At 68.9% G+C, this 19386-nt stretch carries 17 protein-coding genes; 9 read left to right on the plus strand and 8 right to left on the minus strand.

What is annotated here, in order from left to right; all coding sequences use genetic code 11:
* Nucleotides 1-9: 9 nt before the first annotated feature.
* A complete protein-coding gene (locus EII35_RS08495) occupies nt 10-1314 on the minus strand; it encodes an MFS transporter (RefSeq protein WP_125228067.1) in 1305 nt (434 codons plus the stop codon).
* A 211-nt stretch (nt 1315-1525) separates the two neighbouring features.
* Here EII35_RS08495 and EII35_RS08500 point away from each other — a divergent pair, with 211 nt between their 5' ends.
* A complete protein-coding gene (locus EII35_RS08500) occupies nt 1526-2812 on the plus strand; it encodes a citrate synthase (protein ID WP_125228038.1) in 1287 nt (428 codons plus the stop codon).
* A 1035-nt stretch (nt 2813-3847) separates the two neighbouring features.
* On the opposite strand, the gene EII35_RS08505 is transcribed toward EII35_RS08500, so the two are convergent.
* The gene (locus EII35_RS08505; protein WP_125228039.1) at nt 3848-4300 is read right to left on the minus strand and encodes a TY-Chap domain-containing protein; all 453 of its coding nucleotides are present in this window, start codon (nt 4298-4300) and stop codon (nt 3848-3850) included.
* Nucleotides 4301-4347: 47 nt separating this feature from the next.
* Nucleotides 4348-5241, minus strand: a complete 894-nt coding sequence (locus EII35_RS08510) for an NADP-dependent oxidoreductase (RefSeq protein WP_125228040.1) — start codon at nt 5239-5241, stop codon at nt 4348-4350.
* Nucleotides 5242-5338: 97 nt separating this feature from the next.
* On the opposite strand from EII35_RS08510, the gene EII35_RS08515 reads away from it, so the two are divergent.
* On the plus strand, nt 5339-5740 hold the full coding sequence (locus EII35_RS08515) for a winged helix-turn-helix transcriptional regulator (protein ID WP_125228041.1): 402 nt from the start codon (nt 5339-5341) through the stop codon (nt 5738-5740).
* A 15-nt stretch (nt 5741-5755) separates the two neighbouring features.
* On the opposite strand, the gene EII35_RS08520 is transcribed toward EII35_RS08515, so the two are convergent.
* A complete protein-coding gene (locus tag EII35_RS08520) occupies nt 5756-7456 on the minus strand; it encodes an ABC-ATPase domain-containing protein (protein ID WP_125228042.1) in 1701 nt (566 codons plus the stop codon).
* 234 nt (nt 7457-7690) lie between these two features.
* Here EII35_RS08520 and EII35_RS08525 point away from each other — a divergent pair, with 234 nt between their 5' ends.
* Both EII35_RS08525 and EII35_RS08530 read left to right on the plus strand, forming a co-directional pair.
* Complete coding sequence (locus EII35_RS08525; protein ID WP_125228043.1) at nt 7691-8755, plus strand: FAD-dependent oxidoreductase; 1065 nt, start codon at nt 7691-7693, stop codon at nt 8753-8755.
* The gene (locus EII35_RS08530; protein ID WP_125228044.1) at nt 8752-9633 is read left to right on the plus strand and encodes a sigma-70 family RNA polymerase sigma factor; all 882 of its coding nucleotides are present in this window, start codon (nt 8752-8754) and stop codon (nt 9631-9633) included. Before EII35_RS08525 ends, EII35_RS08530 begins: the two co-directional genes overlap by 4 nt.
* Here EII35_RS08530 and EII35_RS08535 read toward each other — a convergent pair.
* Nucleotides 9566-10738: an alpha/beta fold hydrolase gene (locus EII35_RS08535; protein WP_125228045.1), complete on the minus strand. Its 1173-nt coding sequence runs from the start codon at nt 10736-10738 to the stop codon at nt 9566-9568. The two genes, EII35_RS08530 and EII35_RS08535, sit on opposite strands and share 68 nt — an antisense overlap.
* A complete protein-coding gene (locus EII35_RS08540) occupies nt 10735-11346 on the minus strand; it encodes a TetR/AcrR family transcriptional regulator (RefSeq protein WP_125228046.1) in 612 nt (203 codons plus the stop codon). Before EII35_RS08540 ends, EII35_RS08535 begins: the two co-directional genes overlap by 4 nt.
* 92 nt (nt 11347-11438) lie before the next feature.
* On the opposite strand from EII35_RS08540, the gene EII35_RS08545 reads away from it, so the two are divergent.
* Nucleotides 11439-12782, plus strand: a complete 1344-nt coding sequence (locus EII35_RS08545; protein WP_125228047.1) for a hypothetical protein — start codon at nt 11439-11441, stop codon at nt 12780-12782.
* A 19-nt stretch (nt 12783-12801) separates the two neighbouring features.
* Here EII35_RS08545 and EII35_RS08550 read toward each other — a convergent pair whose 3' ends face one another.
* A complete protein-coding gene (locus tag EII35_RS08550) occupies nt 12802-14502 on the minus strand; it encodes a fumarate hydratase (protein WP_125228048.1) in 1701 nt (566 codons plus the stop codon).
* 95 nt (nt 14503-14597) lie between these two features.
* Here EII35_RS08550 and EII35_RS08555 point away from each other — a divergent pair, with 95 nt between their 5' ends.
* Together EII35_RS08555 and EII35_RS08560 are read left to right on the plus strand one after the other, a co-directional pair.
* Nucleotides 14598-15014: a hypothetical protein gene (locus EII35_RS08555; RefSeq protein ID WP_125228049.1), complete on the plus strand. Its 417-nt coding sequence runs from the start codon at nt 14598-14600 to the stop codon at nt 15012-15014.
* A gap of 344 nt (nt 15015-15358) precedes the next feature.
* Nucleotides 15359-15751 carry an SRPBCC family protein gene (locus tag EII35_RS08560; RefSeq protein WP_125228050.1) on the plus strand — a complete coding sequence of 131 codons (393 nt, stop codon included), beginning with the start codon at nt 15359-15361 and terminating at the stop codon, nt 15749-15751.
* A 63-nt stretch (nt 15752-15814) separates the two neighbouring features.
* Here the strand turns inward: EII35_RS08560 and EII35_RS08565 are convergent, their stop codons facing one another.
* Nucleotides 15815-16159 carry an L-rhamnose mutarotase gene (locus EII35_RS08565; protein WP_125228051.1) on the minus strand — a complete coding sequence of 115 codons (345 nt, stop codon included), beginning with the start codon at nt 16157-16159 and terminating at the stop codon, nt 15815-15817.
* A gap of 173 nt (nt 16160-16332) precedes the next feature.
* On the opposite strand from EII35_RS08565, the gene EII35_RS08570 reads away from it, so the two are divergent.
* On the plus strand, nt 16333-18807 hold the full coding sequence (locus EII35_RS08570; protein ID WP_125228052.1) for a sodium-translocating pyrophosphatase: 2475 nt from the start codon (nt 16333-16335) through the stop codon (nt 18805-18807).
* Between the two features lie 86 nt (nt 18808-18893).
* Nucleotides 18894-19352, plus strand: coding sequence for a DUF4282 domain-containing protein (locus tag EII35_RS08575; RefSeq protein ID WP_125228053.1), 459 nt, complete (start codon nt 18894-18896; stop codon nt 19350-19352).
* Nucleotides 19353-19386 lie beyond the last annotated feature (34 nt).

Here is a 19386-nt window from a genome sequence, read left to right on the forward strand (position 1 = left end):
CAACCATTTTCAAGCCCTGCGTGTTCCGGCACAGTCCTCCCGCACCGGAAGCAGGGCCACCAGGCCCGCCGCAAGCACCGCGACCACCCCGAGCACCCCGAAATGCACCGCCGACTCACCCTCCGGCAGCAGCAACGACCCGACCCACAACATGAACACCCACATCGAGGAGGACAGGAACGACACCGCACGTCCCGTCGTGGCGTAGAGGCCGAACACCTCCCCCGCATGACCCTCCGGCATGATCCGGGCCAGGAAGGACCGCGACGCCGACTGGGCTGGACCGACGAACACCGTCATCAGCAGCGCGAACAGCCAGAACACCCACTTGCCCCGATCGTGCAGCACGAACACCATCACCCCGAAGACGACCAGGCAGGCCAACGAGATGAGGATCACCCGCTTCGGCCCGATACGGTCGTCGAGATGACCGAACGCGATCGTCGCCACCCCCGCGACCACGTTCGCGATGACCCCGAAAACGATCACCCCCGACGGCGAGAAGCCGAACACCCTGACCGCCAGCACCGCCCCGAAGGTGAACACCCCCGCCAATCCGTCGCGGAACAGCGCCGACGACAGCAGGAACCAGATGGTGTTGGGCGAACTCCGATGGATGCGACGGATCGACGCGAACAGCTCCCGGTAGGCGGCGACGATCCCCTGTCTCGGGGGCGGGGACTCGACGGGCCGATCCTTGATGGCGAGGAAGGTCGGGATGGTGAACACCAGCGTCCACACACCACACAGCAGCATGCCGTTGCGGACATCCGTCGCGTCGACCTCCCCACCGGAGAGCGCGACGATGAGCAGGAGGATGACGATGCCGCCGAGATAGCCCATCCCCCAACCGAGCCCGGAGACCCTCCCCACCGTCGCGGGGGTGGCCACCTGTTCGATGGCGGCGTAGTAGTTGACATTGGCGATCTCCGCGATGACATTGCCGACGCCGAGCAGCACCAGCCCCAACCACAGGAACCGCTGCTCCGGGGCGACGAACCACAGGGCCGCCGAAATGCCCGCGAGCAGCCAGGTCTGCCACTTCAGGTGCAGCATCCGCTTGCCGGAGCGGTCAGACCCCTGCCCCAGCACGGGCGCCAGCAGGGCGATGACCACCCCCGCCACCGCCATCGCCACACCGAGCAGGGCTGCGGGAGTGTCGTCGTGCTCCCCCGCACCGAAGTTCGAGCCGGAGGCGATGTAGGCCCCGAAGACGAAGGTGGTGATGACCGTCGCAAAGGGCTGGGTACCCCAGTCCCACATGCACCAGCTGAGGACCTGCCGTCGTCGGACCTTCCTCTCCGTCAGGGCCATGCCTTGGGTGGGGTCTGCTGTGCTCACGCGGACACCGTACCCACCCCGAAGCCCGGCGGGGAGAAGGACCACGAAGTTGGGGACGCCTCATGCGCAGGAATCGCGGATCGCCGACGGGGCTGTATGGTAGGGCGCACGCGCCAGGACGGCGTGTGCAGGACCGGCGACAACGATGTGGTCGCCACTGAGGCAGGAAGGCTCACCGGAAGACATGACTGAGAACGCCACCTTCACGCACGGCGACGCCGAGCTGCAATTCGGGGTTGTCAAGGCCACGGAGGGCAACAACGGGTACGACATCGGCAAACTTCTCGCGAGCACCGGGAACTCCACCCTGGACGTCGGTTTCGTCAACACGGCGTCGTGCACGTCGGAGATCACCTTCATCGACGGCGACAAGGGCATCCTCCGCTACCGCGGCTACCCCATCGAGCAGCTGGCCGAGCAGTCGTCCTTCCTGGAGGTCGCATACCTGCTCATCTACGGTGAGCTCCCGACCCAGGCCGAGCTGGACCAGTTCCGCGACAACGTCATGCGTCGCATGATGCTCGACGAACGGATGCGCGAGCTCTTCCGCTCCTTCCCACGCGGCGCCCACCCGATGATGGTGCTCAGTGCCGCCATCATGGGTGCCGGGGCGTTCAACCGTCACCACCTGGACCCCCACGACCCCGAACACGTCGAGGTCTCGACCCTGAAGCTGCTGGGCATGATGCCCACCCTCATCGGGTACGCCTACAAGTCGTCGGTGGGTGAGCCGTTCCTCTACCCGCTGACGAAGCTCAACTACGTGGAGAACTACCTGCGGCTGTCGTTCGGCACCCCGCAGGAGGAGTACGAGCTCGACCCGGCCGTCGTCCGCGCCTTCGAGACCCTGTTCATCCTCCACGCCGACCACGAGCAGAACTGCTCGACGTCGACGGTGCGCATGGTGGGCTCGTCGGATGCGAACATCTACGCCTCGGTGGCATCGGGCGTCAACGCACTGTCGGGTCCGCTGCACGGTGGCGCGAACCAGGCGGTGCTGGAGATGCTGTCCTACCTGAAGGAGGAGGGGCTCGACGTCAAGACCTTCGTCTCGCAGGTCAAGGACAAGACCTCCGGGGTGCGGCTCATGGGCTTCGGTCACCGCGTCTACAAGAACTACGATCCGCGCGCGAGGATCATCAAGAGCCACGCCGACGAGATCCTCCGCGCCTCGGGTCGCAGCAATCAGATGCTCGACATGGCGATGGAACTGGAGGAGACGGCCCTCAATGACGACTACTTCATCGAGCGCAAGCTGTACCCGAACGTCGACTTCTACACGGGGCTGATCTACGAGGCGATGGGCTTCCCGGCCTCCTACTTCACGGCCCTGTTCGCGCTGGGTCGCCTGCCCGGGTGGCTCGCCCAGTGGCGTGAGGAGAAGAAGGATCCGAAGCGGAAGATCGGACGTCCGCGCCAGATCTACGTCGGCCCGGCCAAGCGCGACTACGTGCCGATCGAGAAGCGCTGACGCAGGACACACAGAACGGGGTGCCCTTCCCACCAGTGGAGGGGCACCCCGTTTCGGTGCAGGCGGTTCAGGACTCGCGGAGGTTCGACGCTGTCACGTCACCACGGCATACGTCAGCCTCTGAGCCCCACATTTCCTACTCGGCTGCGGCCCCAAGGACGCGGGGTTCGCCTGACTCACCACGCGGAGCCACAACCAACCAACAGACGCAGCTGCCGCACCCTGGACAGCAGCTCCCGGGATGGTTGACCGCGGCCCCGAACCCGCCCGGTTGTCGGTCTCCCGAGAACAGGACACTGAAGGCCTCGTTCACAGGGCTTAGAGGGTGCGCGGATAGGGGGATCGTGACGAGGATCGTCACGGTGGCCTCATGGCAAGGCGGACGACGAGGAGCGCACCGGATCGTGCGTTCGAGGAGGACAACACAGCCAGGGGGCCACCGGGGCGGCCGCAGTAGATGCGCCTATCCGCGCACCCTCTTAGGCGGTTGCTCGTTTCGACTCACACCGGGCCGGTGCGCTCTTCGTCGTCCGCCAGAAGGCCAGCGTGATGGTCCTCGTGACCGGTCTGGACCATCGAGTGCACAGCACCCTCAACTCGCCCAGCGAGGAGACGCAGTCCTCGACGTTTCTCCGTTGGTCGAGCCGAGGCCATGAGCCTCGTGTCGAGACCTACGCAACAGGTCCTGCGGACTTCTCACGGGGTCTCGACACGGGCCCCTCCACTACGTTCTGGGCCCCGGCTCGACCAGCGGGCGGGAATGCTCGCCACTCATCCGCTGGTCGAGACCTCCGCAAGATTCCCTGCATACCCTCACCAGGTCTCGACCATCGGGCGCACAGCGCCCTGAACTCGACCAGCGGAAAGGAAGGCGAGGTTCAGCACAGGGAGTATCGGACCCATTCCCAGGCCTCGGATTCCACCGGTCTGGCCTCCAGGGGCTCCAGCAGATTCAGTCAGGGAGGGGGTGGCATCCGGCGGTGACCTGTGATGCGTGGAGGCGCACGGATTCGACGACACCCAACCGGACCGCCATCAGTGGTCGATGGGGCCGTCCTCCCGAGCCTGGGCCAGACCCAGGGTCGGCCAGGTCAGCGGCTTCTCCTCGGTCTTCGGGAAGAGGCCGAGGAACCGCTTGCTCACCTCACGCCACGACGAGTAGCTGTACCCGTCGAGCCCGATCCACCCGAACACCCCGCGCAGGGCGTGCGTGGTCTCCGCGACGACGGTGCTCGCGGCCTCGCTGTTCGCGGGCTGCGGGAAGCTACGCCGCCACAGCCCCGACCAGGAGTCGACGAGGGTCCAGCCACGCTGACTCAGCCGCGGCTGGTCGTCACTGGACTCATTGCCGACCTCCACCGTCAGCTCCTCGCCGCTGCGGGCGAACTGGACGATCCCGCCGTCGCCGCTGATGACCAGACGGGCCCCGTCGGGGAGTTTGGTCAGCACCTCGGTCAGGGCCGGGTCGAACTCGCGCCAACTGGTCATCGCAGCTCCTCAAGGTCGCAGGTGGGTCCATCGTAGCGAGCAGCCCCTCAGTCCACGGACAGCACGACCCGGCCCCGAAGACCACTGACCCGCGCCATCCGCATCGCCGCCACGATGTCATCGAATGGAAACCGTGCAGCGATTCGGAGGGGGAGTTCTCCGGCGGCCGCCCGATCGAGCAACCGCTGCAGCACGATCTGATCCGGCTGCACGAAGACCGCCGTCGGGGTGATGCCGCGTCGAGGCTCCGGAACCGCCGGTGGAATGACACCGACGTAACGACCCCCGTCACGCACGACCTCCAGAACGCGCTCCGGCAGCACCGCCGCATCGAGGGCGGCATCCACCGGCCCGTCACCCAACTGCGGGGCGAAGTCGACCCCGAGGGAACGGACGAACTCCTCATCACCGGGGCGGGCCAGGCCCACCACCTCCCAGCCCCGCTCCTTGGCGAACACGCAAGCCAGCGCCCCGACCGCCCCTGCGGCCCCCGTGACCAGAACCCTCCCGTCCGGCTCCCCCAGCCGGTCGACGGCCTGCCACGCCGTGAGCCCGTTCAACGGCACCGTGGCCGCCATGTCGAAGGGGAGCCCTTCCGGCAGGATCGCCACGGCCCCGACCGGGACCACGACCTGCTGCGCCAGGGCCCCGAGCGCCTTGTCCACCCCATGGCTGAGCAGCGCGACCCGGTCCCCCGGTGTGACCTCCGACACCCCTGCCCCCACCTCCAGCACCACACCGGCCGCATCCCAGCCAAGGCCCACACCGTCGGGCTGGGTGATCATCCCGAGGTCGTGGTACAGACCGTCGAGAGTCTGCGCATCAACGGGGTTGAGTGCGGCGGCATGAACATGCACCACCACCTCACCAGTGTCGGGACGCGGCGCCTGAACCTCCTCCAGACCGAGTTCTCCGGGGGTTCTGCTGATGACTGCCTTCATGATCGGTGTTCCTTTCGTGATCCCCACCTACCATGGCCCCAGCTCTTGTCCCACAGAAGAGGGCACTTCAAAGTGCCCTACCCACCCCGGAGGTCCGATGCCGACCAGAACCGCTGCCCAACGTCGTGAATCGGAGCGACGAGCATTCGACGTCTACCTCGCCAACTGCCCGAGTCAGAAATTGTTCGCCCGAATCAGCACCAAGTGGACGATGCTGATCCTGTGTCGTCTCGGGGACAGCGGAACCGGACTTCGTTCCGCCGAACTCCACCGGCAGCTGGCCGGGGCGTCACAGAAGATGCTCACCGAGACGCTCAGGAACCTGGAGGCCGACGGCCTGGTACACCGCACCGTCATCGCGACGGTACCGGTCACGGTGACCTACGAGCTGACCGAGCTGGGGCGTTCCCTGCTCGAGGTGATCCAGCCCTTGAAACGGTGGGCGGAGACCAATTACGAACAGATCGAGACCGCCCGGCTGCGACACACGACGAGGTGAGCGCGGGCTCATTGCTCACCCCAGCCTCAGGCCCCGATACCGGTTGACCGCCGCGTGGATCTCGTGTGGGCGGGGGCGGGTGAGATGCCCGGGATGTCCCCGGAACGGCGAGAGCCAGTCGAGGCCCTCCTCATCGATGCGACGGCAGACCTCCGCGACGGCCTCCGGCAACGGAAGGTCCCGGTCGGCGACGAGCTCCGCGATGCGTTCCAGCGCATGGGCCACCGCCACCGTCTGCGCAGCGTCGACGAGCTGAGCCACCGCCTGGAGGTCGATGGTCCCGTCGCCGACCTGGATGGCCGCCCTGCCCCTGGCCCGCGCCGGTTTACCCCCACCCGATGAGGTGAGTGACCCGCGCGTCAGCACCCGCGGCGCCGACCTCGCCGCGAACACCGGCCCCGGGGCTGCGGGGGTCGAAGTCCTGGCGATCCCCCGCGCCTCCGCGGTCACGTCCCGCGGCTGATAGGCGTGGAAGGCGACGACGTGGTCGGCCACGTCGAAGAAGGCCCCCGACCCGCCTGCGACGAGGATCGTCGACACCCCCTTCTCCGTGAACAGCGGCCGCACCCGATCCACGAACGGCGTGATCGGCTCCTCGGCTGCCGGGATCAGCCGCCGCATCCTCTCGTCGCGGATCATGAAATTGGTCGCCGAGGTGTCCTCGTCGATGAGCAGCACACTCGCGCCCGCGTCGACGGCCTCGACGAGGTTCGCGGCCTGCGACGTCGACCCCGATGCGCTGGTCGTCGAGAAGGATCGGGTGTCGGCTCCGGTCGGCAGGTTGGTGATGAACGGGGAGATGTCCACCCCGGTCACCGCCCGCTCGTCCTCCGCGCGGATCGTCACCGCGTCGCGCCTGGTGATGACCCACTCGCGGCCGTCCCCGGCGATGTGGGGATGGATGCCCCGTTCAATGGCCCGAAGCAGGGTTGACTTCCCGTGATACCCGCCGCCGACGATCACGGTCACCCCCTCCGGGATGCCCATGCCCGTCACGGAGCGGCCGCTCGGCAGCTCGACGAGCACCCGTAGGGAGTCCGGGGTTCGGAACGGCACCGCCCCGTCCCCGAGCGGCAGGTCGGAGTCGCCGGAGCGGCGGGGCAGGATGGCGCCGTCGCCGACGAAGGCGACGAGACCCCGCTCGGTGAGGAGGTGACGCAGGTGCTCCTGGTCCCGGCAGAGGGTGACGTGGTCGCGCAGGGCCGCCCCATCAAGGTTCCGGAATCGGAGGGCCTCCTCGGCGATCCGCGGGAGCACGTCGATGAGCAGCCGGGCGGCGCCACGGCCGTCGATCCGACGCCCGTGCGCGGGCAGGCCGACGACGATGCGGGCCTCGACCCGGTCGTCGGCGATGAGCACGCCGGTGCGCTCCAGCACCTCCTGGCCCGGGGTTCCGATGCTCACCAGCCCGCTGTTGCCGGTCCCGGTGGGACTCGGCACGAGCCTGTGGGCGGCCCGGACGAACGCGCGGGTGAGGAAGTCACCCACCGCCATCCGACCGACGGCATCGCGCGTCAGATCCTCGGGGATCCCGGCGACCTCACGGTCGAGGATGAGCCGCACCCGGGACGGGGGCGCGTAGGGATCGGCGGCGACGTGATCCACGGCGAGGTCAACGGGGCCGAGCCGATACCGTCCCCGCAACTGCCGATAGGCGGGGTACCCGCGCCCGTCGATCTGGTCGAGGACCCGGGCCAGGGCGTTCCGGTCACGCATGGGCGACCTCCTGAACAGGGGCAGGGTTGGTCGAGAACATCGCAACAGGTTAGAGGGTGCGCGGCGCCCTCCCGCCCTCTCGAACCACTGATTCGCCTGCCTTGAGTCGGAAACGCCTGCCTCGTTTCACTTCGCCTGTCCAACGAGACAGGCGAGCCGCCGAAAAGGCAGGCGAGCCGGACTCAGGGCAGGCGAGACTGAGGGGTAGGGGCGAGCGTGGGCGCTGGAGTGGGCATGTCACGAAACGACCGCCCGGATCGTCGCATGGGTATGGATGTCATCGTGATCGGAGCCGGTTACGCCGGTCTCCTGGCCGCCAACCGGATGGCCCGCCGCGCACGGGTGCTGCTCATCGACCGTCGGGACCGCGCCGTCGACCGGATTCGGCTGCACCAGCTCGTCGCGGGAACCCGAGATGTCGACAAAGTGGCATGTCCCTTGAGGGATCGACTCCACCGTCGCGCCGACCTGCTCCGAGCCGAGGTCGTCGACGTGGTCCCGGGTCAGGTGAGCCTGGCCGACGGGCGCACCCTCACGGCCTCGCACATCGTGGTGGCCTGCGGCAGGGGTGTGGCGCGACCGGGCTCCCTCGACTCCCTCGAGACCGCCCTCTCCCTCCGCGACGAGCTGGCCAGGCTACGCTCGGGAACCGTGGAGGTGATCGGGGCCGGACTGACGGGAATCGAGACGGTCGCCGAGATCGCTGCCGCGCGGCCGGATCTCACCCTCCGGCTGATCCACGACGCCCCCGTCGGCACCGCCCTGGCCCGCACCGCCCGCCGCCAGCTCCTCACCCGGTTCGAACAGCTCGGCATCGACCTCGCCCCCGAACCGCAGGGCGGCGACCTCACCATCGACACCACCGGCCCGGCCCCGGAACCCCTCACCGGCGGCTCCCTCACCGTCGACCGCCACCTGCGTATCCTCCACGACGGCGTCCCGCAGCCCGGGCTGTGGGGCGCAGGCGACGCGGTCCGGGTGGCGGGCCGCGACTGGATGCGCACCGGCTGCGCCTCCGCGATGCCGATGGGGGCCACCGTCGCCGACGCGGTGCTCGCCAGCCTCGCCGGGCGCGAACCGAAGCCCCTCGATTTCGGCTACGACAAGCGTCTTCTCTCCTTGGGGCGGGGCGTCGGCAGCTGCGAGTTCCTGCACCCGGACGGCACGCCGACCGGTCGGGTTCTCATCGGAAGGCTGGGCGCACTGGCGAAGGAGATCATCTCCCGGGCGGCCTGGCTGGTCCCCTCCCGCTTCGCGACCGGCTATGGCCCCGCCCTGTGGTCCAGGGGGCCGGCATGATCCCGGCAGCGGAGCACCGCGATCTCGCCGTGCGGCTCGCCTACGACATCACCGGCTGCTGGGCGGATGCGGAGGAGATCGCACAGGAGGCGGTGACGCGGGTGTGGGCAACCCGGGACGTCCGCGACCCACGCGCCCTCCTCGCCCGCGTCGCCACCAACCTCGCCATCGACCGGCTCCGCACCCGTCGCGTCGACTACGTCGGCCCCTACCTACCCGAACCGGTCCTGACCAGCGACGGAGCCGACGCGGCGGTCGAGCACGCCCAGGAGGTCGAGGTTGCCCTCCTCGTCGCCCTGGAGTCCCTCTCCCCCATCGAGCGCGCCTGCCTGCTGCTGCACGACGTCTTCGCCTTCAGCTTCGACGAGGTCGCCCGCATGCTCGATCGTTCCCCGGCCGCGGTGCGGCAGGCCGCCTCCCGGGCCCGCAGCCACGCGGCGCGGCGTCGCCCCCGATTCACCCACGACGACTCCGCCACCCGCGACCTGGTCTCCCGGTTCTTCGCCGCGATCCACCACGGCCAGGTCGCGGATCTGGTGGACCTGTTGACCGCCGATGTCGCCCTCGTCGCCGACGGTGGCGGCAAGGTGACGGCGGCGCGGCGACCCGTGGTCGGGGCCGAGCCGGTGGCCCGGTTCCTCGCCGGGTTGGCCGGGCAGTTCGCCGGACGGTTCACCTTCATCCCGACTCGGCTGAACCGGGCCGATGCCCAGCTGGTGCTGCTGGACGGGGTTGTCGACCAGGTGGTCTGGGTGGGGGTCGAGGAGGGTCGCATCGCCCGGCTGTACCTGATGCGCAACCCGTCGAAACTCACCCGCTGCCGGGACGTCCCGCCCCCAGGGATGCCAACGCCAGTCGTGCCTCCAGCATCCGGGTGAGGGCCCCGGGACGGCCGCACCACGACCGCTGCGCGAGCGTCGCCGGGGTGAGGCCGTCGACCATGGCCTGCATCACCGCCAGGGCCAGGCCGGGTTGGGTGTCGAGGGCGCTGTGCCCGTGCCGGGCCACCGGCACCAGGGCCGCCCCCGGTGTCAGGTCGACGATCCGCTCGGCGACCGGACGCGGAGCGCGCAGGTCGCGGTCACCGCTCAGCACCACCGTCGGCCAGTCGAAGCGCCCCAGTTCCCTCTCGAACCGGAACGGCTCCCAGGCGAAGGGGGAGAACTGGTCGGCGATGGCGCGGAACGGGGCACGCACGTCGAGCACCCATTCCCCGACGGGTCCGTCGTAGGCCAGTTCCCGGAACGCGATCTCCCCGGCCAGGTCGAACTCCATGACGTTGGGGTGTGGTGTCAACACCTCGAGATCGCCCAGGTGACGCAGCCACCGCCAGGTCCGCCGCCCTCGGCCCTGCCTGAGCAGGGTGAGGGCCCGGTCGACGAGCTCGGTCCCGCCGAACTCGTGGAGGAGTTGGAGAGGGAATCCGAGCTCGGCCCCCGTGACGACGCCCTCAGCGACGAGGCCGCGCACGATCCCCGCCTGCCGGTGGGTGGCCTCGGTGCCGTGCCAGTAGAGCCGGTTCAGCTCGTCGAGGACGACCGTCATGTCCCCCGCGGAGAGCATCGCGGAGTCGAGGATCATCCCGGCGACCCGCTCCGGATGGAGCACCCCCAGGCCCTGCGCCAGGTAGCTCCCATAGGAGGTGCCATGGATGAGGACCCGGTCGATGCCCTCCGCGTCGAGGACGGCGGCGATGTCGTCGAGGACCGCCTCGACGCCCATGTCACCCCGGCCGAATCCCGCCCGGGACAGCCCCACGCCCCGGTGCTCGACCATCACCAGGTCCAGCCCCAGCCGCGCCGCACGGTGCCGCAGCCCCCGGTACGGCCACACGGAGGCGACGCCCGGGCCGCCGGGAAGCACCAGGACCACCTGCCCTCCCGGCGGCCCGGTGCGGGTGTAGGCGATCTCGGCGCGACCGTCCGCGAGGGGGCGCTCGATGAACCGCACCCCGCACCGACGGATGATGCGGTTGCTCCTCACGAGACGAGGTCGTCGACGACGTGGGCGAGCAGGTCGCGGGCCTCGGCCACCGTCGTGCCGGAGTCGGGGGTGAGGATCTCCAGCCGCAGGCCGGAGATGAGGGCGGTGAGCATCAGCGCGGCCTCCTCGATGCTGAGTGGCTCCCGCGCAGTGCGGAACCTGCTGATCCGCTCCCGCGGTCGCAGCCGGGCCCCGTCGGCGACGAGCTGCTCCAGCCAGGCGGTGACCTGCTCCCGGGTGCGGCGGGTGGTGGCGGCGAGGTGTTGCCGGCTGGTCTCGGTGGCCTCGGCGCCGATCCCGGCGTGGTGCCTGGCGAACCACATCTCGTGGTCCCGGCGTTCGTCGGGGAGGAGCTGTCGCAGGCAGGTCGACAGGCGCTCGGCGGGGGCGAGGTCGTGATCCCGGAGCGAGGAGTCGTCGACGGTGTCACACACCAGGCGGTCGAGGACCGCGACGTGGAGGGCATCCTGGCTGGGGAAGTAGTGCCGAAGCGTCCCCATCCCGATCCCGACGGCCCCGGCGACAGCCCTGACGGTCACCGCGTTCAGCCCGGAGCTTCGCGCGAGCCGGCAGGCCGCCGCCACGATCTGTTCCTGCCTCGTTGCCATGCAGCCAACCTAGCACGGCGTGCTATTGGCGGTCGCGGGTCACCGTTCCGGCGCGTCGAGGCCAGCCCGCCTACCACTTCTACACTGTCCACGTGAGCTCTCCCCGGATCGGCACGGTCTACGGCATCTTCGACCACCGGCACCAGCGCTGGGGCCTGGCGCAGCTCGTCGGGGTGGGGCCGCGGACCCGGTCCTGGCTGAGCCTCGACCACTTCGAGCCCGACCTCCCCACCACCCTCGACGGCCTCGGCCCGCTGCACGCCCATCGGTACGGCTACGAGGGGGAGATCACCGTCATCACCTCCGACGCCCACATCCCCCGCTACTTCCGGGAGCTGGGGTGGTTGCCGCCGTTGGTGACGCAGTGGCAGGAGTGTTACGGCTTCTTCCGGGCGAGCGAGGCCGGGTACGAGTGGTGGTGGCAGCAGCGGGGCGGACCGGCGATCAAGGCCGAGCTCGGCGACCGCCCGGCGTGGCTCACCCTGGGCGGCGTCAGGCAACGGGTGCCGAGGAGCTGGATCAACGACGAGGTGCTCGACGCCCCACTCGAGGAGCTGAAACAGCTCCGCCTGGCCACCGGGATCACCCTGGAACGCCCCTACCCGCACCTCGTCGAACTCATCACGGCCCTGCCCCTGCTCCACGAGGTCCACGTCGAGGCGGCCCTGCCGGAACTGCGCCTCCCGCCGCAGATCGACGAGCTGACCCTACGGTTCCCCGTCCCCGTCGAATGGGACGGCCCCTGGCTGGAGCTGACCACTCCCGCCGTCGTCCCCCTCCCGGGCGCGACGGAACTGCACCTGACGGGCGACCACTTCGATCTGGCCGAACTCGCCAGCAGCTACCCGAGGCTGCACGCCCTTCATCTCGACGGCGCCCCGGCGATGGTCGCGAACATCGAGGCGCTCACGTCGTGGCCCGAGCTGCGTCGCCTCACCATGTCCGACTGCTTCGGCTTCGACGCGCTCCCCCACCTGCCCCAGCTGGAGCACTGCCACCTCCGCAGCATCCCCGACGCGGCGGGGCGGGCCGCGCGTCGCAGCTACAAGGGCGTCGACACCGAGATCCGGCAGCTGCGCACCCCGGAGTGGGTGGCGGAGAACTGGCACAACCCGTTCCGGGAGTGGGAGGAATCCCCGCATCGCTCCTCCCGGTTCGCCAAGCGCGCCTTCACGGCCTGGAAGGAGCACCGTCGCCGCCTCCTCGACGCGGCCGAGGAGGCACCGGCGGCGGCCTGGCAGGAGCGGATCGCGACGGAGATGCGCGGCATCGCGGCCCAGTTCAACGCCTGGAACCGCTCCGCATGGATCGAGACGGAGGAACGCGACACCATCTTCGAGGCCTACCGCCACCTGCTGGAGGAGGTCGCAGGGACACGGGCCCTGGACGTCGAGGCGGCGCTGGACGCCCTGGGCGACGGCCTCCGCGACGTCTGAGCCCCCGCCCCGTCAGCCGTCAGCAGCCCTCGCGCTTGCCGATGTTCAGCACCGTCGGCTTCGACACCTCCGCGAAGAAGTCGTTGCCCTTGTCGTCGACGACGATGAACGCCGGGAAGTCCTCCACCTCGATGCGCCAGATCGCCTCCATGCCGAGCTCCGGGTACTCCACCACCTCGACCTTCTTGATGCAGTCCTGCGCCAGACGCGCCGCCGGGCCGCCGATCGAGCCGAGGTAGAAGCCGCCGTGCCTGGCGCACGCGTCGGTCACCTGCTGCGACCGGTTGCCCTTCGCCAGCATGACCATGGAGCCGCCCGCCGCCTGGAACTGGTCGACGTAGGAGTCCATCCGACCCGCCGTCGTCGGGCCGAACGACCCCGACGCCATCCCCTCGGGGGTCTTCGCCGGGCCCGCGTAGTAGATGGGGTGATCCTTGAGGTACTGCGGCATCTCCTCGCCGGCGTCGAGGCGTTCCTTGATCTTGGCGTGGGCGATGTCCCGGCCGACGATGATGGTGCCGCTCAGCGACACCCGGGTCTTGACGGGGTGCTTCGTCAGCTCGGCGAGGATGTCGGCCATCGGCTGGTTGAGGTCGATCCGCACCACCGCGCCCTTGCCGGTGCCGGAGACACCGTCGGTCTCCGCGTCGAGGTCGGCGTCGACGATCTCGGGCATGAACCGCGACGGGTCGGTCTCCAGCTGCTCGATGAACACCCCCTCGGGTGTGATCTTGGCCAGGCACTGCCGGTCCGCGGAACAGGACACCGCGATCGCCACCGGCAGCGACGCGCCGTGCCGGGGCAGGCGGATGACCCGCACGTCGTGGCAGAAGTACTTGCCGCCGAACTGCGCGCCGATCCCGAAGTTGCGGGTCATCTCCAGGATCTGCTGCTCCAGCTCCCGGTCACGGATGCCGTGGCCCGCGAGGTCGCCGCGCTCCGGCAGCGAGTCGAGGTAGCGGGCGGAGGCGTACTTCGCGGTCTTGAGGCAGAACTCGGCGGAGGTACCGCCGATGACGACGGCGAGGTGGTACGGCGGGCAGGCGGCGGTGCCGAGGCTGCGGATCTTCGCGTCGAGGAAGGACATCATGGCGTCGGGGTTGAGGATCGCCTTCGTCTCCTGGAACAGGTAGCTCTTGTTCGCGGAGCCGCCGCCCTTGGCCATGAACAGGAACTTGTAGGTGTTCTCGTGCCCCTCGGCGGTGTCGGCGTACAGCTCGATCTGCGCGGGGAGGTTGTTGCCGGTGTTCCTCTCCTCCCAGGTGGTGATGGGGGCGTTCTGCGAGTACCGCAGGTTGAGCTTCGTGTAGGCGTTGTACACCCCGAGGCTCAGCGGCTCCTCGTCGGTGCCCTCCGTCAGGACGTGCTGACCGCGCTTGCCCATGATGATCGCGGTTCCCGTGTCCTGGCACATCGGCAGCGTGCCACCCGCCGCGATGTTCGCATTCTTCATGAGGTCCAGCGCCACGAACTTGTCGTTGGCCGACGCCTCCGGGTCGTCGAGGATGGTGCGCAGCTGCTGCAGGTGCCCGGGCCTCAGGTAGTGGGCGATGTCGTGCATGGCGGTCTCGGCCAGCAGGGTCAACGCCTCGGGTGCCACCTTGAGGAAGCTCCGCCCGTTCGGCCCCTCGACGACCTCGACCCCGTCCTTCGTCAGAAGCCGGTAGGGGGTCTCGTCCTCACCCAGGGGCAGCATGTCGACATAGCGGAATTCAGGCATTGAACTCTCCTTTTGGGTCACAGGGTGTTCTCATCCTTGCACAGGCCATCGGGGGCACCGACGGGGACCCCTCCACCCTGAGTAGGCTGACCGCCATGGATGAAAGGGAGCAACGCAAGGCCGACGCGCTGCGGCGCCTGGAACTGGCGGAACAGGCGGCCGATCTGGAGGCCTCCCGCGCCCAGGTCCTCATCGACCAGTTCATCCGCGACGCCCGGGCCGCCGGGATCGCCCCGGTGCCGCTGCGCGCCACCACCCTCGACGGGCACGTCGTCCGCACCGACAAACAGGGCTGGTACCTCAGGCAGAACCGTTCCATCGCCATCGACACCGACGGCGGCTACCAGGTCCTCATCGTGCCGGGCGGGTTCATGGCCCGGTTCCGCGGTGTGAAACTCCAGGCGACCCGCCCATCCCTGCAGGTGGGACGGGGCGGCCGCGACGGCGAGACCGGCGATCTCAAGGAGTTCCTCACCTGGGTCCTCGAGGGACGCACGCCGCAGGAGAACTGAGCAGGTCTCGGGTTCGCCTGTCTTGCCCCGGGTTCACCTGCCTTCAGGTGGTTTCGCCTGTCTTGAGTCCGGCGAATCAGCGTGCTGAGGAGGCCGACGGGAGGGAGCGGGAAGGGGGTGACCGACGGATGGGGTGGTCACGAACCGCCGGGCCGCTTCGGCTGAAACGTTTCAACCGCGGTCTCGACGAACCAGGACGGCGGTTCGTGCTCGGACTGCGGTGCGACGTGAACCGTGGCCGCTCGCCCTCTAACGTTCTACCACTGTTGGCCTGACGGGGAGACCGACTAGGCTGGGTGAACCGGACGCCAAGGTCGACGTCCGGAGTGGACGAAAGGTACATCATGGAGACCACGGAGGCAGTCAGCGAAACCAAAGTCGTCGTGAGCCGGGTGACCCGGACCCCGCTCAAGGAGGTGTGGGACTTCATCATGAAACCCGAGGGTGTCGCCGCCCTGCTGGGTGAGGGTGGGGTTCTCGGGAACAAGGGTGAGGACTGGCGGGCCACGGACGGCACGTACGGCATCACCCGCAGCTTCCATCCCCTGGAGCAGATCCGCTTCTCCTGGCACGCGCACGAGGGCGCACCCGCCACCCTCGTCGACCTCCAGCTTCACACCGTCGACGACGGCACCGAGGTGAGGCTCAGCCACGACCACCTGCCCGCCGACGCGGACGTCGCGGCCCTCGAATCCAAGTGGGGCGACGTCCTGGATCGGATCGTCTCGGGTTCCTGACCCGGACCGGAGCACGAGGATGCGCGGGCAGGCGTCCCCCTGCCCGCGCATCCGCTCAACGGGTCACTGCTGCGAAGCCGCCGCCAGCTGGTCGGCGAGATTGAAGACCTCCCGAAGCGGCGTCGCCGCCTGGTCGGCCCTGCCGTCCAACCCGACGAAGAACCGCGACATCGCGGCCTCCCAGCGCGCAGCGACGGGCGAGGCGGCCAGGTAGGCCTGCGCGGCCTCGTCGTCATCGGTCTCGTAGTAACCGATCAGACGGCCCCCCTCGGCGAGGAACAGCGAGTAGTTGCGACGGCCCGCCGCCTCGATCTCCGCGAGCATCTCCGGCCACACCGGGGAGTGCCGGGCGACGTACTCATCCAGCAGTTCGGGTTTGACCCGCAACTCGAAACACACCCTTGTCATCGAACACCTCCTGTGTCCCCGCATGATGCCAAACCCGGCCCCCTCCTGTCCTGCCGCGCAATGGATCTGCCCAACCCCACCCCGCCGACACACGTGTCACACCAGCGGCGTAAAGTCCTGACCACGGTGTCCGGCGACGGGGCCTGGCACCAGACCACTGCAAGGGAGCAACGATGACCGAGGAGCCCAGGAGGGCGGACACTCACGGCAATCCACGACGGCGCTGGGCGCTTCCCGGGGCCGCGATCGGCGCAATCGGGCTCGCAGGATGCTCGTCCGGCGCTGGCACGGGGGGTGGCCACGTCGGCGGCGAGGCGAACCTCCAGCTTCCCGACCTCAACGCGGTGACGATGCTGGGGCTGCCGGGTGGCACCCTGCTCGGCCTGGGTCTCATCATCTGCGCGCTGGGGTTGGCCTTCGGCATCCTCACCTACGCGCAGCTGAAGCGGATGCCCGCCCACGAGGCGATGCGCGAGGTCTCGGAACTCATCTATGACACCTGCCGAACCTACCTGAAGCAGCAGGGCCGTTTCCTCATGCTGCTGTGGGCGTTCATCGCCGCGATCATCGTCGTCTACTACCTCTTCCTCGCGAACTTCGGGGTGGGCAAGACGGCCGTGGTGATCCTCTTCTCCCTCATCGGCATGGGTGGTTCCTACGCGGTCGCCTGGTACGGCATCCGCGTCAACACCTTGGCCAATTCCCGCACCGCGCACGCCGCGATGGCGGGCAAGCCGTACCCGTGCCACGACATCCCCCTGCGTTCCGGGATGAGCATCGGCATGGTGCTGATCTCCGTCGAGCTGGCGATGATGCTCGTCATCATGGTGTTCCTGCCCGGCGAGATCGCCGGTGCGTGCTTCCTCGGATTCGCCATCGGTGAGTCCCTCGGCGCCTCCGCCCTGCGCATCGCGGGCGGCATCTTCACCAAGATCGCGGACATCGGCGCCGACCTCATGAAGATCGTCTTCCACATCAAGGAGGACGACGCCCGCAACCCGGGCGTGATCGCCGACTGCACCGGGGACAACGCAGGCGACTCCGTCGGCCCCTCCGCGGACGGCTTCGAGACCTACGGCGTCACGGGCGTCGCCCTCATCACCTTCATCCTGCTCGGCATCTCCGACCCGCTGATCCAGGTGCAGCTGCTGGTGTGGATCTTCGTCATCCGCGCGGTCATGGTGGTGGCCTCGGGCATCTCCTACTACGTCAACGCGGCGATGACCCGCGCCAGGTACGCGCAGGCCGACGAGATGGACTTCGAGGCGCCGCTGACGAACCTCGTGTGGATCACCTCCATCCTGTGCATCGCCCTCACCTTCGCCACCTCCGCCGCCCTCATCGGCGGGCTCGGCGACGGGCTGTGGTGGAAGCTGTCCCTCATCGTCAGCTGCGGCACCCTCGCCGGGGCCCTCATCCCCGAGCTGGTCAAGGTGTTCACCTCCACCAACGCCCGCCACACCCGCGAGGTCGTCGTCTCCTCCAACCAGGGGGGCGCGTCGCTCAACATCCTGTCGGGTCTGGTGGCCGGCAACTTCTCCGCCTACTGGATCGGCCTGGCCATCACGGGCCTCATGGGGCTGGCCTACCTCATCTCCACCCTCGGGCTGGGTCAGATCATGCTCGCCCCGGCGGTGTTCGCCTTCGGCCTGGTGGCCTTCGGTTTCCTCGGGATGGGGCCGGTGACGATCGCCGTCGACTCCTACGGCCCGGTCACCGACAACGCCCAGTCCGTCTTCGAGCTGTCCACCATCGAGGAACTGCCGGGCATCCACGACGACCTGCAGCGCGACTACGGGATCACTGCCGACTTCGAGCGGGCCAAGCACTTCCTGGAGGCCAACGACGGGGCGGGCAACACCTTCAAGGCCACCGCGAAGCCGGTCCTCATCGGCACCGCCGTCGTCGGCGCCACCACGATGATCTTCTCCATCATGATGGGGCTGACGAACAAGCTCACCACGGGGCTGGAGAACCTGTCCCTGCTCCACGCCCCCTTCCTGCTGGGCCTGCTGCTCGGCGGCGCCGTCATCTACTGGTTCACGGGGGCCTCGATGCAGGCCGTCACCACCGGCGCATACCGGGCGGTGGAGTTCATCCGCAACAACATGCACCTCGACGGCGAGACGAAGGCCTCCGCGGAGGACTCCAACAAGGTGGTGGCCATCTGCACCCAGTACGCGCAGAAGGGCATGTTCAACATCTTCCTCGGTGTGTTCTTCGCCACCCTCGCCTTCGCCTTCGCCGAGCCGTTCCTGTTCATCGGATTCCTCGTCGCCATGGCACTGTTCGGGCTGTACCAGGCCATCTTCATGGCGAACGCGGGCGGCGCCTGGGACAACGCAAAGAAGCTCGTCGAGGTGGATCTGGCCGCGAAGGGGACGGGCCTGCACGACGCCACCGTCGTCGGTGACACCGTCGGTGACCCCTACAAGGACACCTCCTCGGTGGCCCTCAACCCGGTCATCAAGTTCTCGACGCTGTTCGGGCTGCTCGCCGTCGAGCTGGCGGTCGCGATCGGCGCGCAGGGCGCATCGACCGTCGCGCATGTGCTGGCGGTGGTCTTCCTGCTGATCTCCGGCTACTTCGTGTACCGGTCCTTCTACGGGATGCGGATCGGCGAGGACCTGAGAGACATCCAGGTCTGACATCCCATTGGTCAGTGGTGACTGGTTCCGGCGGCGAGGCATCGCCGCCGGTTCCCGTTCCACCCGTTTCTTGGAAGGATTGCCCCATGAGCACGCCACAGCAGCCGTACGACCCCAACGTCCAGGGCAACGCCTGGGAGCAGTCGCAGCCCACCGGCCAGGTCTGGGATCAGCAGTCGATGGAGGCCTGGGGAACCCAGCCGCCGCAGGCCCCCGAGCCCCCTGCGGCCCCAGCCCCGGCTCCCGCCCCGCCGCGGCCGTCATCGGGGTTCATCAGCTCGCTGCTCGACCTCAACTTCTCCTCCTTCCTCACCCTCAGGGCCATCAAGGCCACCTATCTGGTGCTGACGGCTGCGTTCGGCCTGCTGGTCCTCATCGACGTCATCACCGCCTTCACCCGGGATGCGGGGCACGGCCTGGTGCAGCTCCTCATCGGTGCCGTCACCTTCGTCGCCGGGGCCATCGCGATCCGGGTGGTGCTGGAGGTCGCGTTCGCGGTGGTGCGCGGCTCCGAGGACATCCGCAGCCAGCTGACTCCACGATGACCTGATCCCCCGCTCGTCGCCCCCGGTGAACCGG

It is taken from the genome of Arachnia propionica, assembly GCF_003932785.1.
Taxonomy (GTDB): domain Bacteria; phylum Actinomycetota; class Actinomycetes; order Propionibacteriales; family Propionibacteriaceae; genus Arachnia; species Arachnia propionica_B.

What these genes read in the sequence shown, in the direction of transcription:
- EII35_RS08495 (WP_125228067.1), bottom strand. Translation starts at nt 1,314, where the DNA reads ATGGCCCTGACGGAGAGGAAGGTCCGACGACGGCAGGTCCTCAGCTGG.
- EII35_RS08500 (WP_125228038.1), top strand. Translation starts at nt 1,526, where the DNA reads ATGACTGAGAACGCCACCTTCACGCACGGCGACGCCGAGCTGCAATTC.
- EII35_RS08505 (WP_125228039.1), bottom strand. Translation starts at nt 4,300, where the DNA reads ATGACCAGTTGGCGCGAGTTCGACCCGGCCCTGACCGAGGTGCTGACC.
- EII35_RS08510 (WP_125228040.1), bottom strand. Translation starts at nt 5,241, where the DNA reads ATGAAGGCAGTCATCAGCAGAACCCCCGGAGAACTCGGTCTGGAGGAG.
- EII35_RS08515 (WP_125228041.1), top strand. Translation starts at nt 5,339, where the DNA reads ATGCCGACCAGAACCGCTGCCCAACGTCGTGAATCGGAGCGACGAGCA.
- EII35_RS08520 (WP_125228042.1), bottom strand. Translation starts at nt 7,456, where the DNA reads ATGCGTGACCGGAACGCCCTGGCCCGGGTCCTCGACCAGATCGACGGG.
- EII35_RS08525 (WP_125228043.1), top strand. Translation starts at nt 7,691, where the DNA reads ATGTCACGAAACGACCGCCCGGATCGTCGCATGGGTATGGATGTCATC.
- EII35_RS08530 (WP_125228044.1), top strand. Translation starts at nt 8,752, where the DNA reads ATGATCCCGGCAGCGGAGCACCGCGATCTCGCCGTGCGGCTCGCCTAC.
- EII35_RS08540 (WP_125228046.1), bottom strand. Translation starts at nt 11,346, where the DNA reads ATGGCAACGAGGCAGGAACAGATCGTGGCGGCGGCCTGCCGGCTCGCG.
- EII35_RS08550 (WP_125228048.1), bottom strand. Translation starts at nt 14,502, where the DNA reads ATGCCTGAATTCCGCTATGTCGACATGCTGCCCCTGGGTGAGGACGAG.
- EII35_RS08555 (WP_125228049.1), top strand. Translation starts at nt 14,598, where the DNA reads ATGGATGAAAGGGAGCAACGCAAGGCCGACGCGCTGCGGCGCCTGGAA.
- EII35_RS08560 (WP_125228050.1), top strand. Translation starts at nt 15,359, where the DNA reads ATGGAGACCACGGAGGCAGTCAGCGAAACCAAAGTCGTCGTGAGCCGG.
- EII35_RS08565 (WP_125228051.1), bottom strand. Translation starts at nt 16,159, where the DNA reads ATGACAAGGGTGTGTTTCGAGTTGCGGGTCAAACCCGAACTGCTGGAT.
- EII35_RS08570 (WP_125228052.1), top strand. Translation starts at nt 16,333, where the DNA reads ATGACCGAGGAGCCCAGGAGGGCGGACACTCACGGCAATCCACGACGG.
- EII35_RS08575 (WP_125228053.1), top strand. Translation starts at nt 18,894, where the DNA reads ATGAGCACGCCACAGCAGCCGTACGACCCCAACGTCCAGGGCAACGCC.